The 15,938-nt window shown below is 69.7% G+C and carries 14 protein-coding genes; 8 read left to right on the top strand and 6 right to left on the bottom strand.

The features are described from left to right. The first annotated feature begins 35 nt into the window (after positions 1-35). The 5 genes from ASC94_RS19530 (at position 36) to ASC94_RS19510 (ending at position 2,495) form a co-directional block, all read left to right on the top strand. Positions 36-344 carry a YdhR family protein gene (locus ASC94_RS19530; protein WP_056399033.1) on the top strand — a complete coding sequence of 103 codons (309 nt, stop codon included), beginning with the start codon at positions 36-38 and terminating at the stop codon, positions 342-344. A gap of 74 nt (positions 345-418) precedes the next feature. Then, on the top strand, positions 419-973 hold the full coding sequence (locus ASC94_RS19525; protein WP_082616676.1) for a DUF1569 domain-containing protein: 555 nt from the start codon (positions 419-421) through the stop codon (positions 971-973). A gap of 2 nt (positions 974-975) precedes the next feature. After that, a complete protein-coding gene (locus ASC94_RS19520) occupies positions 976-1,677 on the top strand; it encodes a hypothetical protein (protein ID WP_157201523.1) in 702 nt (233 codons plus the stop codon). Between the two features lie 27 nt (positions 1,678-1,704). After that, positions 1,705-2,016: a hypothetical protein gene (locus tag ASC94_RS19515; protein ID WP_056399030.1), complete on the top strand. Its 312-nt coding sequence runs from the start codon at positions 1,705-1,707 to the stop codon at positions 2,014-2,016. A gap of 71 nt (positions 2,017-2,087) precedes the next feature. Further along, the gene (locus ASC94_RS19510; RefSeq protein ID WP_056399027.1) at positions 2,088-2,495 is read left to right on the top strand and encodes a VOC family protein; all 408 of its coding nucleotides are present in this window, start codon (positions 2,088-2,090) and stop codon (positions 2,493-2,495) included. An 11-nt stretch (positions 2,496-2,506) separates the two neighbouring features. Here the strand turns inward: ASC94_RS19510 and ASC94_RS19505 are convergent, their stop codons facing one another. Then, complete coding sequence (locus ASC94_RS19505) at positions 2,507-3,094, bottom strand: NUDIX domain-containing protein (protein WP_056399021.1); 588 nt, start codon at positions 3,092-3,094, stop codon at positions 2,507-2,509. 74 nt (positions 3,095-3,168) lie between these two features. Here ASC94_RS19505 and ASC94_RS19500 point away from each other — a divergent pair, with 74 nt between their 5' ends. After that, on the top strand, positions 3,169-3,927 hold the full coding sequence (locus ASC94_RS19500; protein WP_056399006.1) for a DeoR/GlpR family DNA-binding transcription regulator: 759 nt from the start codon (positions 3,169-3,171) through the stop codon (positions 3,925-3,927). A gap of 53 nt (positions 3,928-3,980) precedes the next feature. Further along, positions 3,981-4,787: an isocitrate lyase/phosphoenolpyruvate mutase family protein gene (locus ASC94_RS19495; protein ID WP_056399003.1), complete on the top strand. Its 807-nt coding sequence runs from the start codon at positions 3,981-3,983 to the stop codon at positions 4,785-4,787. A 19-nt stretch (positions 4,788-4,806) separates the two neighbouring features. On the opposite strand, the gene ASC94_RS19490 is transcribed toward ASC94_RS19495, so the two are convergent. From ASC94_RS19490 to ASC94_RS19470, 5 genes are all read right to left on the bottom strand, one after another. Continuing rightward, positions 4,807-6,441, bottom strand: coding sequence for a di-heme oxidoredictase family protein (locus ASC94_RS19490; RefSeq protein ID WP_162251442.1), 1,635 nt, complete (start codon positions 6,439-6,441; stop codon positions 4,807-4,809). Beyond that, positions 6,438-10,073, bottom strand: coding sequence for an Ig-like domain-containing protein (locus ASC94_RS19485; protein WP_162251441.1), 3,636 nt, complete (start codon positions 10,071-10,073; stop codon positions 6,438-6,440). Before ASC94_RS19485 ends, ASC94_RS19490 begins: the two co-directional genes overlap by 4 nt. A 71-nt stretch (positions 10,074-10,144) precedes the next feature. Continuing rightward, on the bottom strand, positions 10,145-10,825 hold the full coding sequence (locus ASC94_RS19480) for a hypothetical protein (protein ID WP_157201521.1): 681 nt from the start codon (positions 10,823-10,825) through the stop codon (positions 10,145-10,147). 18 nt (positions 10,826-10,843) lie between these two features. Next, the gene (locus ASC94_RS19475) at positions 10,844-14,131 is read right to left on the bottom strand and encodes a choice-of-anchor X domain-containing protein (protein ID WP_056398993.1); all 3,288 of its coding nucleotides are present in this window, start codon (positions 14,129-14,131) and stop codon (positions 10,844-10,846) included. A gap of 78 nt (positions 14,132-14,209) precedes the next feature. Beyond that, positions 14,210-14,830, bottom strand: a complete 621-nt coding sequence (locus ASC94_RS19470; RefSeq protein WP_056398987.1) for a PEP-CTERM sorting domain-containing protein — start codon at positions 14,828-14,830, stop codon at positions 14,210-14,212. A gap of 192 nt (positions 14,831-15,022) precedes the next feature. On the opposite strand from ASC94_RS19470, the gene ASC94_RS19465 reads away from it, so the two are divergent. After that, on the top strand, positions 15,023-15,937 hold the full coding sequence (locus tag ASC94_RS19465; RefSeq protein WP_056398986.1) for an ABC transporter substrate-binding protein: 915 nt from the start codon (positions 15,023-15,025) through the stop codon (positions 15,935-15,937). The last annotated feature ends 1 nt before the right edge of the window (position 15,938 follow it).

Raw genomic sequence — 15,938 nt, 5'->3', positions numbered from 1 at the left:
TCTTGATGTTCCCCACATCACATCAGGAGGCGCAATTGATCATCGCCATCACCTCATTCGCCCTGCCCGAACCCATCACGCGCGAGCAGGCGCACGCCATCTTCCTGAGCACCGCGCCGAAGTACCAGGGCGTGCCGGGCCTGCACCGCAAGCACTACATCCTCTCGGAAGACGGGGCCACGGCAGGCGGCGTGTACCTGTGGAATTCGCGCACCGAAGCCGAGGCGATGTACACCGACGCCTGGCGCACCTTCGTGCGCGGAAAGTACGGCAGCGAGCCGGTCGTCACGTACTACGACAGCCCGCTCACGGTCGACAACCTCGCCTCCGCTCCGATACCTTAAGCCGTCCATATTGTTGACTCGATATTTCGCATGTGCAATCATCGAGTGCATTCCATCACAGCCTCAGGCCCTGTATGCAAAACCAGCTCGATGCAAAGCGGCGCGCCATTCTCATCGCGGCCACCGGTGCCGCTGCCGCAGGCCTGGCCGGTTGCCGGGGCAACTCAACGGAAGACCGCCAGCTGCAGTTCGCCAGCCTGGCGGCGGCCGAGGCGGAGCTGGAGCGACTGGCCCAGGCCGGCGCACTCGCTTCCAGCGCAGCATGGAGCTGGGCGCAGACGCTGGCGCACTGCGCGCAAAGCATCGAGTTCTCAATGTCCGGCTTTCCGCAATCGAAATCCGCGCTGTTCCAGCGCACCGTCGGCGCGGCCGCGCTGGGCGTGTTCTCCTGGCGCGGCCGCATGAGCCACGACCTGGCCGAGCCCATCCCCGGTGCGCCGGCCCTGGATGCGGCGGCCGATCCCGCGCAGGCGATGCAGCGGCTGCGCGGGGCGATCGCGGCGTTCCGCGCCTGGACAGGGGCGCTGCGCCCGCACTTCGCCTACGGCGCGCTCGGCAAGCAGGACTATGAGCTGGCCCACGCCATGCACCTGGCCAACCATCTGTCCGCGTTCCGCGCCAAGGCTTGACCGTGTCCGTTTTCATCTACATCGCCTGCGCCTCGCTGGCCGGCGTGTCGGCCCTGCTGTGGCGGCGCCAGGCCAAGCTGAAGCGGGAAGCCCATATCCGCAGCTTCGTGCTGCCCAAGGGCCTGTTCGAGAAGCTGATGCAGCAGCATCCGCATCTCACCACCAAGGAATGCCAGCTGGTGGCGCAGGGCTTGCGCCAGTTCTTCCTGGCGCACCTGAAAAGCGGCAGGAAGTTTGTCTCCATGCCGTCCCAGGTGGTGGATGACCTGTGGCATGAATTCATCCTGTACACCAAGAACTACCACCAGTTCTGCCAGCGCGCCTTCGGCCGCTTCCTGCACCACACACCGGCCATCGTGATGGGCACGGCGCGGCAGGACAATGGCGGGCTCAAGCGCTGCTGGCATTTCGCCTGCCTGGAGGAAAACATCAATCCGGCCAAGCCCAGCCGCCTGCCGCTGCTGTTCGCGCTGGACGCCAAGCTGGCCATCCCGAACGGCTTCGTCTATACGCCCAACTGCAGCGGCTTCCAGCGGCAGGACGACAGTGGCGCGACGGTCTACTGCGGCGCCGACCTCGGCTGCAGCGACGGTGGCGGCAGCGATGGCGGCAGCGGCAGCGACGCCGGCTGCGACAGCGACGGCGGCAGCGGCGGGGGCGATGGCGGCTGCGGCGGCGGTGGCTGCGGCGGCGGTGGCGACTGAGGCCGCCGGGCCCGTATAATGCGGCCCATGGAAAAAATCAAAACCCACCTCCTGGCCCGCGTCTGCTGGCTGGCTTTCGGCGCCGTGATGGCCGCCATCCGCGTCGTGGACGGCATCAAGACCGGCTCCACCGGCATGACCGTTACCGGCATCGGCTGGCTGCTGCTGGGCGTGCTGTGGTTCCTCAGCCCCCTCATCATCGGCAAGAAAAAAAGCGACATGGCGCAGCAGCAGCGCCAGGCGGCGATCGGCTCGGACGGCCTGCGCAACAAGCTGCTGTTCACCGCCGGCGGCTGCGTGATCCTGGGCATGGTGCTGCGCTACGGATTCGGACATTGACGGCAGTCAAACTGGCGCGCCCGCCGCGCTAGCGCTTCTATACTGGCCCGACCCATTTCAAGGAGCGCGCCATGGAATTCCATCGAGGCAGACTGTTTGACCACGTGCATTTGCGCGTGGCCGATGTGGACGCAAGCAAACGTTTCTACCGGGCGGCGTTCGACGCGCTGGGCCTGGGCGGCGAAGTAGTCGAGGGCGACGGCAATTTCTATCTCGACGATCTATACGTGGACAAGGCTGACGGCCCGGTGTCGCACGTGCACATCGCCTTCATCGCCAAGGACCGTGAAACAGTGCAGGCCTTCCACAAGGCCGTGCTGGCGGCAGGCGGGCGCGACAACGGCGGCCCCGGCGAGCGCGAATATCACCCAGGCTACTATGCCGCCTTCGCCTTCGACCCGGACGGCAACAACGTCGAGGCAGTCTTCCACGGGCCGTTCAAGCGCTCGGCGGATTCGGTCGTCTATACCGCCCTGTAGGCGTGCCGGTATCAGCCGGCCTGGAACAGGTGCAGCTGCGCGTATTGCAGCAGCATGATGGTCTTGGCGTCGCAGATGGCACCGCTTTCCATCATGCGCACCGCCTCCTCCAGCGGCAGTTCCAGCACCTCGATGTCCTCGCCCTCCGCAGCGACGCCGCCGCCGTTGCCAGGACGCGAGGCGGGATCGTATTCGGCCACGAAAAAGTGCAGCCGCTCGGTGACCGAGCCTGGGCTCATGAAGGCCGAGAAGATCTTGCGCACCGTGGCCACCCGGTAGCCGGTCTCCTCCTCCACTTCGGCCTTGATGCGCTCTTCCGGGCTGGCCTGGTCCAGCAGGCCGGCCGGCGCTTCGATCAGGAAACCGTCGTGGCCGTCCTGGCCGTAGGCGGGGAAGCGGAACTGGCGCACCAGGACCACGCTGCGCTGCGCGCGGTGATACAGCAGGATGGCGGCGCCGTGGCCCCGGTCGTAGGTCTCGCGCGACATGGTCTGCCAGCTGCCGTCGCTGCGGCGGTAGTCGAAGGTGGTCTTGCGCAGCAGATACCAGTCATCCGACAAAGTCTCCACGGCGCGTATCCTGACGCGGTCTTCCGGCATGCTGCTCTCCTTGCTTGGTGATCGGGTTTCCATGATAGTATGCAAATTCGTGCAATATCAAGGAAATTCGTGCAATGCTGACACGCCAACGCAAAGAGCTGCTGCTCAAGATCCTGCGCGAGGATGGCCAGATCGTGGCCAAGACGCTGAGCGGCAAACTGGGGCTTTCCGAGGACACCATCCGGCGCGACCTGCGCGAGCTGGCAAAGGAGGGCTTGCTGGAGCGCGTGCACGGTGGCGCCCTGCCCGCCTCGCCCGCGCTGGGCAACTTCGCCCAGCGCCAGCAGATTTCGGCCGACTGCAAGCCCGCCATCGGCCGCGCCGCCGCCGCCATGGTGCGCCCTGGCCAAGTGGTGTTCATCGACGGCGGCACCACCGCGCTCCAGGTGGCGCGCCACCTGCCGCGCGAGCTGCGCGCAGTAGTGGTCACGCACAGCCCCAGCATCGCCGTGGAGCTGGCCGAGCATCCGACGGTGGAAGTGATCATGATAGGCGGGCGCCTGTTCAAGCACTCCATCGTGGGCGTGGGCGCGGCCACCATGGAAGCCATCGGCCAGATCCGGGCCGACATTTTCTTCATGGGCGTGTGCAGCGTGCACCCGGAGGCGGGCGTCACCACCGGCGACTACGAGGAAGGCTGCGTCAAGCGCGCCATCAGCGCGGCCGCGCTGCGCACCGTGGTGCTGGCTTCGCCGGAGAAGCTGGACACGGCAGCGCCCTTCCACACCGTGCCGCTGGCCCAGGTCAGCGACATCATCGTCAACGCGGGCGTGGACGAGGCGCTGCTCGCCCCTTACCGCAGCATGGGAATCGCTATCACATTGGCAACTTAAATCGATAACAATGTAAAATAGGCCATCCTTCCACTGCCCACCCGGAGCCCGACATGACCCGATCCGCAACCGCCTTCCGCCAACTGCACCAGGGCCCCGAGCTGCTGCGCCTGGCCAACGCCTGGGACGCCGGCAGCGCCCGCCTGATCGAAAGCCTGGGTGCGCCCGCCGTGGCCACCACCAGCGCCGGCCTGGCCTGGTCGCTGGGCTATGCGGACGGCCACAACATGCCGGCCAGCGCCGCCATCGCGGCCGCGCAGAACATCGTGCGCGTCCTTAGCGTGCCGCTCACGGTGGACATGGAGAACGGCTATTCGGACAAGCCCGCCACCGTAGCGGCCTACATCATGCTGCTGGTCGACAGCGGCGTGGCAGGCATCAACATCGAGGACGGCGGCGACGCGCCCGCGCTGCTGGCGCGCAAGGTGGAAGCCGTCAAGGACGCGGTGGCCAAGGCCGGCGGCGACATCTTCGTCAACGTGCGCACCGACGTCTACCTGCGCGGCCTGGCGCCTGCCGGCCAGCACGTGCGGGAAGTGCTGGCACGCGCCGAGATCTACCGCTCGGCCGGCGCGGACGGCCTGTTCGTGCCGGGCATCTGCCTGCCGGACGAGATCCGCGAGGTCGCGGCCGGGGCCGGCCTGCCGCTGAACGTGATGGACTGGCCGGGCATACCGGCGGCAGCCGAACTGGACAAGCTGGGCGTGCGCCGCTTCAGCGCCGGTTCCGGCATCGCGCAGGCGCTGTGGGGTGCCGCGCGCGAGATGGCGCAGGGCTTCCTGGCCAGCGGCAGCGCGGGCCCGCTGGCGCAGCGCGCCATGGCCTACGGCGACATCCAGCAGCTGTTCCTGGGCAAATAAAGCCCGCCGGCGCAGGCCGCTAGCGCTGCTTCGGCTTGAAGTTCTCGTCCACCACCAGGGCGGGCGTGCCCGGCGGCAGCACCTGCAGCGACTTCAGGAACTCGATCAGCGCGTCCTGGTCATACTTGCTGGCGGCCTGGTAGGCCTTGCGCGAGGCCAGCGCTTCCCCGGCGTGGCCGAGCACCGCCTCGCGCATGGTGCTGTACAAGCCGTGGTGGAAATACGGCCCGGAGTTGGCAATGCCCCACAGCCGCCGCGTCAGGAAGCGCCGGTTCCCGGCCGGGAACTTCGGCGCCCACACGGGCCAGTTCATGTCCAGCGCTTCCACCGGCATGGCTTCGGACGGATCGGACACGTCGTGCAGCTTGAGGTCGGTGTACGCCGGCACCATCATCACGTGGTCTGCCGGATGGTCGGGCGCCAGGCGCGGCAGCGGCAGCGCCGGGTCGTTCAGGTTGACCCTGACGGTCTTGGCGTCACCGCTGCGCAGGTTGCCGGCCGGATTGAACGGACCGGGCTCGCTATAGGTCCAGCCTTCCCGGCTGAGCGGCAGCGCCGGCACGTGGCAGGCGGCGCAGCGGAATTCCTCGAACTTGCGCTGTCCGTGCACGATGGCCTGCGCGATCTTGGGATCATTCGGGATCACCTGGCCGGGCACGGCCATCACCGCCTGGTACAGCGAGGCCGCCGTCACGTCGGCGCGCGTGAGTTCATTGCTGTAGCCGTCGCCGTCCTGGTCGGTGCCGGCGCCGAAGCGCTCGGTGGACTGGATGCCGTGGTGGTGGTTGAAGGACGTATTGGTGAAGTCGCGCAGCGACACCGAATTGCCGGCCTGGTGCCACGGCCGCACCACCAGCGTGGGCGGGTCCAGCGGCGTGGCGGTGATCAGGCTCAGGCGCGGCAAGCCGGTCACCTGGCTCACGTCCCACAGGCCGTCGGCGCGCCGCGTGAGGCGGCCGAAATCGATGCCCTTGGCCAGCAGCACGCGGGTTTCGCCGCGCTGCATCTTGTCGCGGATGCGCTGCAGCTCGGTGGTGATTTCGCGCGCCAGCATCTCGATGTAGCCGGCGCCGAACATGCCCGGCGTGTGGCGCGAGTTGCCGATGCTGGCCAGCGTGACCGGCATGCCGCGCTCATCGAGCGCGCCGCGCGTGGGCACCAGGTCGGCGCGCTCGAAGGTGGCGAAGTCGAAGCGCTGGCCCTGCACGAACACATTGGCCACGAAGTCGCCGCTGCCGCCGGATACGCCGTAGGGCTGGTTGTGGCAGCCCATGCAGGAATTGGCGTCCGGCCCGGAGATGCGGTTGAAGGCACGCGCGCCCACCAGCGGCGCCGACACGTCCGACAGGCCGCGCCCGTTGCCTTTGGTAAGCGGGCGGCCGCCGCCCTCGGCCGTGGTCCAGTTGGCGGAAAACACGCGCCGGCCATGCTCCAGCAGCCGCTCCAGCGGGGCGGTGTATTCCTCGTCGTCCTGCATGTGGGCAGGCAGGCCCAGCTCGAGCCCCAGCTCGCCCTGGCGCTGCGACGCGTCCACCAGCAGGCTGCCGCCGGCTGCGCCGGCCGCCAGCACGGACAGCGCCGCCAGCAGCACGGCCGGGCGCCGCACCCGTCCAGGGCGCCCGGTGCGCCAGGCTTGCCATGTCAGCCGCTTCATTTGCTGCCTCCGCCTTTCGGCCGCGCTTCGGGCGACGCCAGCTCGATGCGCAGCAGGTCGGCTGCCGCGCCGCTGGAGATGGCGCTGCCGCGCCCCACCAGCACGCCGTCGCGCCATGCCGTCACGTTGATGCCGCCCGGCGGCACGCCGGCCAGGCTGAAGCGCCCCTGGGCATCGGCATTGGTCATGCCGAGGTAGTGCGGGTTACCGGACGAGGTGACCCGGATTTCCGCGTTGGCCAGCGCCTGGGCCAGGCCTTGCGCGGCGCCCGCGCTGCGCCGCGCAGGCGCGGCTGCCGCCCGCAGCTGCGCCGGTCCGGCAGCGGGCGCGGGCGCGGCGGCGGCCGTGCCGGTCAGCGTGGCGGCCGGCGCGGCCGGCGGCGGCAGCACCGTGCGCACGCTGTAGCCGCCGGCCTGGTTGGGCGTGAGCACCACGAAGCTTCGGTCCAGGTCGAACGGGCTGGCCGAGGTGAAGTACTCGTACACGGCATTGCCCGGCGCCACGTCGAAGGCCGGCGCGGCGCTGAAGTCCACCTGCTGGAAGGGCGCGTTCGGTCCCGGCGTGATGCCGGTGATGCTGCCGGTACCCAGCGCCGTCACGCCCTGGAAGGCAAACACGATGCGGCCGTCGCGGAACAGCTGGATCTGCAGCGTGTTGCTGCCGCCCTCGCTGAAGTGGCGGGTGCGGTCGTAGGTGACGATGAAACGGTCCGGCAACTGGTCGTTGATCAGCACGCCGCCTCCGCCGATCAGGTCGTCGAAGAAGGCGGCGATGCGCTTGCGGTTGCTGAACGCCGGCACGTTCTCGGTATAGGTGCTGTCGCCGGAATCGAACGTGACGTAGCCGTTGCTGCCGACGTGGACCGTACTGTGCTGCTGGCCGTAGAACGGGAAGCTGAACGGCAAGGTGCGTTCGGTGGCGCAGTCGTCGCAGGTGGTCCACAAGGTGCCGTACTCGGTTTCGAAGCGCACGTCGATCACGGTGATGCGGCCGGCCTCGGTCACCCCGCCCAGCACCGGCGCCACCGCGGCCGACGCGCCGTGGCGGGCCAACCCGCCGGGCGGCGTGTAGGCCGCCTGCAGCACTAGGTTGCCCAGCACCGTGGGCACGCCGGTGATCTGGAAGCGCCCGTCGGCGCCGGTGACGGCGCTGCGGCCGCCGGGCGCGGTCACCACCGCGCCGGCCAGCGGCTGGCCTTCCGCGTCCACCACCATGCCGCGCGCCTCGGTCAGCGGATCGGGCGCCACCGCCACCGTCACCGGCGCAGCGGTCCCCTCGTTGCCGCCCAGGTCGCGCGCCACGGCGCCCACGGTCAGGCTGCTGACGCCGGCGGGCACGGTAAAGGTGTACTGGTAGGGCGCTCCGGTGCTGGTAAAGGCCGGCACGCCGTTGACGGTGAACTGCACCGACGACACCGTGATGTCGTCCTGCGCGTCCACCACCACGGTCAGCGCCGCGCCCTCGTACACCTGGGCGCCGCTTGCCGGCTGGGTGATGGCGGCGCTGGGCGGCACCCCGGCCAGGTCGATGCGCGGCTGGTACTGGCCGATGTAGAGGCGGCTGTCACCGCTGCTGCCGCCGCGCACCAGGCCGCTGCGCTCGGCCGCCAGATAGATGTAGCTGTCGTCAGCGGCGATGCCCATGCCGTTGTCGTCGCGCTCGCTGAAGTTGAGCACGGCGCGCGGCTGCAGCGCGGCCGGGTTGCTGATGTCCACGATCGGTACGCCATTGACGAACAGCACATCGGCGCCCAGCGCGAAATTGCCGGACAGGATGACGTTGTTGAGCAGTCCGCCGAGCGACTGCTCGGTGCGCGAGAGCACCGCGGGCGCCGCCGGGTTGGCAATGTCGACCGACGTCATGCTGCTGGCGTAGTCGGCCACGATGGCGCTGTTGCCGCGCAGCGCCACGCCGCGCGCGTCGCCGGTGGCGGCGCTGCCGCGCAGCAGCGGCGCCGACAGATTGCTCACGTCAACCAGCTTGAGCCCGGCGCTGCCCATGGCAACGGCAGCCAGGTTGCGCGTGGTGTCCAGGTCCAGGTTCCAGGCCGTGCCGCCCAGGCTGATGGCGCCTGCCTGGATCATGGCGCCCGGATTGGCCACGCTGACGATGGTCAGGCCGCTGCCCGCCGCCACGTAGGCGGTGGTGCCGCGCACCTTCACGCCCATGGCGTTGCCCACGGCGCCGAAGGTGCCCAGCAGGCGCGGCGCGGCCGGCGTGGTGACGTCCACCACTTTCAGGCCGGCGCTGGTGGCCAGGTAGGCCAGGTTGCCGGCCAGGGCGATGTCGTTGGCGTTGCCGCCCAGCGCCAGCGCGGCCAGCACCGACGGGGTGCGCCGGTCGCTGCTCAGGCGCACCACCTGCAGGCCGGCCGCGCCGGCAGCGACGAAGGCGAACTCGCCGCTCACGGCCACGCCGTTGGCGTAGCCGGGCAGCGCCACGAAGGACAGCGCGCCGGGCGCGAAGTCCTGCACCGTGCCCTGCACGGTGGCGCTGTGGCCATTGTTGCTGACGGTGATCTGGCAGCTGCCGGCCGTGCTGGCGTAGACGCGCCCGTCCGGCGCGCCGAAATTGCACACCGCCACGTTGCTGCTGGCGTACTGGGTCTGGCGCGCGCTGCTGGTAAGGTTCAGTTCGCTGCCGTCGATCAGCGTGCCGGTCACGGTCAGCTGCACGCTGGCGCTGCCGGTGAGCGAGTTGACGACCAGGGTGAAATTGCCGGGCGCCACGCGCACGCTGGCCAGGGCCGCGCCGAAATTGACGCTGGCCGCGCTGGTGGGATCGCTGCCGGTCTGGATTTCCAGGCCGTCGCGCACACCGTCGCCGTCGGTGTCGGCCAGCAGCGGGTTGGTGCAATAGCCGCCGGCGCACTTGGCCTCGGCGCCGTCGCTCAAGCCGTCGCCGTCGCTGTCGGCCAGGCGCGGATTGGTGCCGGCGCGGTATTCCTCCAGCGCGCTCAGGCCGTCGTGGTCCAGGTCCAGCTGGGCGTCCGCCGCGTTGTGCGGGTTCATGCCGAGGCGCAGTTCCTCGTCGTCCGGGATGCCGTCGCCGTCGCTGTCGGCGCCGGCCAGCGCCACCCGCAGCTGCACGATGCCCTGGGTACCCTCGTTGGTGGCCTGCACCACCACCGTGCCGCTGCGCACGGCCGTCACCAGGCCGCCCGCGCTCACGGTGGCAATGGCCGGGTTGCTGATGGTGTAGCTGGTGCCGCTGGCGGTGACGTCGGCCTGGGTGCCGCCGGGATAGCTGGCTTGCGCCTGCAGCTGGGCGGTGGCGCCGGCGCTGGCCAGCAGCGCGGTGGGCGTGCTCACGCGCAGCTGGGTGGGAATCGGCGTGGTCGGCCCCAGGGTGATGGCCGGCAAGGTCACCGAGCCGTTGGCGGGAATGGTGAACGCGGCCGATTCGCCGTAGGTGGTGGCGCCGCCCTGCACGCAGGTGGCGCGTGCGCGCACCGTGCCGAAGTTGGCAGGCAGGTTGGGCAGCACCCAGCTGCCGTCCGCCTTGGCCTGCACATTGCGGTTGAGCACGCTGACCGTGCAGTTCTCGTTGAGCTGCGCGCGCGCCGGCACCGCCAGGGCGAGGGACAGGCAAGCCAGCAGCGCTGGCACGATATGGGGCACTCTATGGCTCACTCGCATCATAAGCTCCGAAGTCTGGTCGGCTGCAGGGGTAGGGCTTAGGCCTGGCGCGTCGGCAGCGAAGCCTAGCCGCCGGGGCGTACTGTCGCCAGCACTGCGGGCTCATCCGCGTTGTAGATGTCCACGTCCGACGGATACAGCGGCGCCGCAGCGGCGCCGGCAATATCGCGCATGACAAAGATGACGTATTTTTTGCCGAACTGAACCACGACGTCGGCCACCCGGTAGGGCGCGTCCAGCCCGCCCACCGCCACCGGCAGCACGAAGAAGTCCTTCATGTAGCCACGCGCGGACAGCAGCGCGGCGGTGGCGCCGTTCATCGCGTCCAGGTATTGCTTGTACACGACCAGGTTGCCGCCGGCGGCGCGTTCCACCTCGCGGCTCATGGCCAGCGCCGCGCTGTCGGCCGGTGCGTTGGCTGCACCCGCGAGCGGCCGGTAGGCCACCAGCTTCAAGGTGACCAGGGGGCCGGCCAAGGCCTTGCCCTGGTCCAGCCGGCGCGTGACCTGGAAGCCCACTTCGCGCAGGCCGCGGCGCTCGTCCAGCACCTCCAGGGGCCGCTCCGGCTGCAGCTCCACGAACATGCCTTCAGCGACGAAGGCCGCGCCGCTCATGCTGCGCTGAATCTTGTCCGCGAGCGGCAGAATCAGCCGCTTGCCACCCGGATACCACACCTCTTCCGCCATGACCGGCACGCTGGCGCTCCACACAGCCAGCATCAGCAGTGCTCTGACAAATTGCTTCATACGGTTCTCCCACCACAATCAGTATGTTGTACCACTTGGGACCTCGACTGTCACCCCGCCCTGGCAAGCAAAGCCGTAGCGCATCTCGCCGGCAAAATCGGTGTGCGCCACCTGCCGCGCCACCATGGCGCTCCAGGCCGCCTGCAGCTGGCTGATCGCGGCGGTCTTGGCCTGCGTGCAGGCCTGCATGGAACCATACACGGTGCCGACCACGCTTTTCGCGTTATTGATGACGGACATGAGCAGGCTCGCGTGTTTCAGCTCATGGGTCGTGGTGCGCGCAATATTGGCGGCCGTGCGCGTGGCGGCCGCGCAGCCGGGCAGCTGGGCCCGCGTATGGATCTTGACGCTCCAGGCGGCGGCCGGCGTGATGTCGCCGCTCATGCCCGCCTTCTCGCCGCCGGCCACGCACATCGCGCTGCAGGTCAGCGACGGCGTATAGCCGAAGCCGGTGTTGGCGCCGAATTCGTTCAGCGCCACCGCGTCGCCGGCGTCCTGCACGGCGGGCGGGACCGGCGACGCGGCGGCCGGCGCGATGGGCGGGCTGTCCGCCACCGGCACGCAGCTGGTGCCTTCGCAGCGCTTGCAGGTGGGGCAGGTGCCGGCCGAGCCGGTGGTATTGGGGTCGCCGCCGCAGTGCCAGCCGGCCTTGATGACGCCGGAACCGGGGTCGGAGGTGATGGTGGCGCCGTCCTCGCTCACGGTGGCGCTGCCGATGGCGACGAAGCTGGCCAGGTCGTGGTCGTAGGAATACATCTCGGTGACGGCGCGCGGCGCCAGGCCGTCCACGTTGGGAATGGTCATGCGGGCGGCCGGGCTGAAGTGGGTGCCGGCCGGCTGGATGGTAACCACGAAGCGCGGCTGCTGGCCGAAGCCGGGCGACATCGGCACCTTGTCCATATTGACCGGGGTGACCGACACGCAGCCGCTGCGCGCGCCGCCCGGGAAAGTGGCCGAGCCGGGCGCGATGGTCAGCGCGAAGCCGGGCACCTCGGCCAGGGTCAGCGTGCCGCCGGTGGTCTCGTTGACGCAGATGCGGTTGGCCGGATTGATTTCCGGCAGGAAGATCGGCATGCCCAGGGTGTTGTTGCGGCCGGACACCGTGATCATGTCGAAGTCCAGGGTCGGCCAGGTACCGGCGCGCTGCGCCGTGCCGCCGTCCGTCATCAGCTTGAACACGCCGACCGGCACCGGCTGCATCAGGAACTGGCCTTGCGCATCGGTCTGCACCGCCGTGGCCATCTCCTGCGGGATGTTGCTGCGGTTGCCCTGCGTGATCTGCAGCAGCCGGATGGTCACGCCCGGCAGCGGCTGGTTGCTGTTGTCGAGCACGACGCCGCTGATGCGGGTTTGCGCCGCAGGCCCCGGCACCAGGCCGGTGGCGGCGAACGCGGCCGCGTAGCCGGTGCCGCCGCTGTAATTCGCTTCCACCACATTGTTGTTGACGCCCTGTTCCGGGCCCAGCACCAGGGTGGCCGCCACCCGGCCATCGCTGTCGCTGGTGGTGTTGAAGGTCTTCAGGCGCGCCACGCCGAAGCCGCCGCCGCCCTCTTTCACTGCAAACGTCACCGGCACATTGGCCAGGCGGTTGTTGTTGCCGTCGGTGACGATGGCGATGAAGGGCAGTGGCAGCGGCTGGCCCACCACGCCGGTCTGGCTGTTGCCCGAATCGACCACCACCAGGCTGGCGCCGCCGGGCGTGCCGGTGGCCACGAAGTCCGCCGTGGCGGCCACGCCGGCGCTGCTGGCCTCGACCAGGTTGCCGGCCCCGGCGCGCCGACCCAGCTTGTAGTACACCCGCGCCTTGCCTTCGCTGTCGGTATTGACGGCCAGCGCGGACAGGCCGCCGCCGGCCGCTGCCAGGGCGGCGCTGCTCGCGCCCAGCGTGCCGTCCAGGCCCAGCACCCTGAACACCACGGGCCGGTTGGCCAGCGGCGCGCCCTGCGGGCCCGCCAGTGCCACCACCAACGGCGCGGGCAGCGTGCTGGCGGCCGGCGCGCTCTGGTTGTTGCCGGACACCAGCGTCAAACCGGCCGCCGCCACCCGCGTGACGGCCGCGCTGGTGGTGGCGCGGTTGCCGGCGCGGTCGGTGGCCACCGCCTGCACGGTATTGGCACCCAGCGCCAGCGGCACGCCGCGCGCCACGAAGCTGCGGTTGAGCACCTCGGCCGCCACGCCGTTGACCGTGACCGTGGCTTGCTGCGGGTTGACGGTGCCCACCACGATGTCGTTGACCATGCCGCTGACGGTGACGCTGGCCGCGCCGGTGCTGCCGCCGGCCGACGGGCTGTAGATCTCCACCTTGGGCGCGGTGGTGTCCAGGGTGACCAGGATGCTGCTGGTGCTGGTGCTGCCGCCGCTATTGGCGGCCACCGCGGTGATGGTGTTGGGCCCCTCGTTGAGCGGCACGGACGCACTGAACGATGTGCCGCTCAGCACGGCGGGCACGCCGTTCAGCGTCACCTGCGCGGACGGATCGGCGGCCTGGCCAGAGACCGTGATGACGGGGGTATTCAGGTAAGCGCCGCTGGCGGGCGCGCTGATCGTGACGCCGGTGGCCACGCCGGTGACCACCACGGCCAGCTGGGCCGAGTACACCGGCTGCGCCACCCCGGCGAAGCCGGCGGCGATGCGGTACAGCACGTTGCCAGGCGCATTTTCCAGCAATGTGGCGCGCACGCTGTAGGTGCCGTCGCCGGCAGCCGCGTCGCCCTCGGCGCCATCATCGTGCAGCGCGCCCAGGCTGGCCAGCACATTGCCGGCGCTGTCGATCTTCTGCAGCACGATGGTGGCCGGTACCCCGCCTTCCAGTTCCGCGCTGGCCAGCGCCACCACGCCGCTGCCGGCCGCCACGCTGCCGACGCTGAGGCGCGCGGCGCGGAAGGCCGGCGCGGCCGTGGCCGGGTTCACCGTGAGCGAGAGCGGCGCCGACACCGTGCGCTTCAGTTCGCGCTTGTAGGCTGCCGACACCTGGAAGCGCAGCGTGCCCGCCGCCGCCTCCTGCACCGGCAGGCTGAGCGTATAGACCTGGTCCCCGGCGGCAGCGTCGCCGCCCTGGCCGTCGTCGCGCATCAGGCCGAGCACGCTTTGCACGCTGCCGTCCGCGTTCAGGCGCTGCACATTGGCGCTGCCCGCCAGATAGTTCGGGTCGCTGATGGCGACCGTGAAGCGGACCGTGGCCGGGGTCCCGGCCGTGATGCTGGCGGGACTGAGCGCCGGCGTGCCGAGGTTGCCCGCTGCGGCCTGGCCGAACAGCACGGCACCGGCCAGCGCAGCCAGCTTCTTGACAGTGCGGGGAAGACGCATGCTAGCTCCTTGGCGCACGCGCGTCGGTGCGCGCTGCGCGGCTTGCTTACCAGGGGTGGAATGGAAGGACTGCCGATGCTAAGGCCGCAGCGGCCGCCGGTATCGCCGCCAGCAGGCGGCGCCCAGGCCGGCCAGCAGCAGCGGCAGCGTGCCCGGTTCCGGCACTGCGGCGGCGGCGCCGGCGATGGTCAGGTCGTCCAGCGTCAGGGAGCCGCCGCCGGCGCTGGAAGCGACCACGATGCGGGCAATCAGCCCGTCCGCGCTGCTCACGGTCAGCAATTCGTTGGGGCTGCTGCCGGGATCGCCGCTGCCGTCGGCCACGTTGACCAGATAGGCCGCCGTGGCGCTGGATAGCAGATTGTTGTTGCTGTCGTAGGCCGACAGGGTCAGGCCTTCCAGATAGGTGACGTACACGGATACGCTGTGGGCCAGCGCACCCAGGCCGATCTCGATCGGGCCGCCGTCGTCGAACAGCACGCCGTCGCCGGAGCGCGGCGGGAAAGCCAGCTCATTCAGGCTGATGCCCGCCTTGAGCACGGAGGCATGGCTGAACGTCAGTCCCGCGTACTGCGTGCTCAGGCTGGTGCCGTCGCCGAAGGTGTCAAAACCGTAGGTCAAGGTGGCGGCCGATGCCGTGCCGCCGAGGCCGATACCAAGCGAGGCCAGCAGGGTGGCGACACAGCGCGTAAGAAAGGTCATGGACGGCTCCGGCGGAAATGGGCGTACGCCATGCCGAGCACGTTCCATGCCAAGCGCCTAAGTCCATGATTGGAAAAGGATTCAATTATTCTAACATTCGCGATTGTAAAAAATTGCGACATTGACAATCAAATGTGAAGCGAGTCTGTACGGTGCTTGCTGCCGCGCCACTGGACGTGGCACACTGGGTGCATGGCGAGCTCCTTCCCCACCCGCAGGCGGTTCCTCCAGGGCAGCGTGTCCGGCTGCCTGCTGCCGCTGCTCGGCAGCGCACACGCGCGCACCGCCCCGCAGCTCGTCGTCTATCCACGCCACATCGACACGCTGGACAACCGCTACGACTACGACTGGCTGATCCTGCGCACCGCGCTGGAGAAGTCCGCTGCGGCCTTCGGGCCGTTCGAGATGCGGCAGCTGGGCGAAGCCATGTCGCCGCCGCGCGTGGCGCAGGAGCTGACGCTGCCGCAGGGCCGCATCAACGTGCTCGCGCGCGCCACCTCGCCGGCGGTGGAGCAGCAGTTCCTGCCGATCCGCATCCCCATCGATAAAGGCCTGCTGGGCTTGCGCGTGTTCCTGGTGCGCGCAGCCGACCTGCCGCGTTTCGCGGCCATCCGCAGCGTGCCGGACCTGCGCGCCATGCGCGCCGGCCAGGGCAAGGACTGGGCCGACGTGGCCATCCTGCGCGCGGCCGGCATCGAGGTGATCGAGGGCACCTATGAACGCCTGTATTCGATGCTGATGGCGGGCCGCTTCGATTTTTATTCGCGCGGGGTGGATGAAGCGCCGCGCGAGCTGCGTGAGGCCGGGGCCCTGTATCCCGGCATGGCGCTGGAACCGAGCCTGCTGCTGGAGTACCCCCTGCCGCGCTACCTCTTCGTGCGGCGCGACGCCGAGGGCGAACGGCTGGCCAGGCGCATCACGGCCGGCCTGGAAAGCATGGTGCAGGACGGGACGCTGAACGCCCTGTTCCGCAAGCACAAGGGCCCGGTGATCGAGCGCTGCGGCCTGGACAAGCGCCGCGTGCTGTCGCTGCGCCATCCCGGCATCTCGCCGGAGACGCCGCTGAACCGGCCGGAGTTATGGTACCGGCCGCCCGCCGCCAAATAGC

The organism is Massilia sp. Root418 (assembly GCF_001425265.1).
GTDB lineage: Bacteria > Pseudomonadota > Gammaproteobacteria > Burkholderiales > Burkholderiaceae_D > Rugamonas.
The sequence above is the reverse complement of the archived record's forward strand: the minus strand, read 5'-3'. Positions and strand labels throughout refer to the sequence as shown.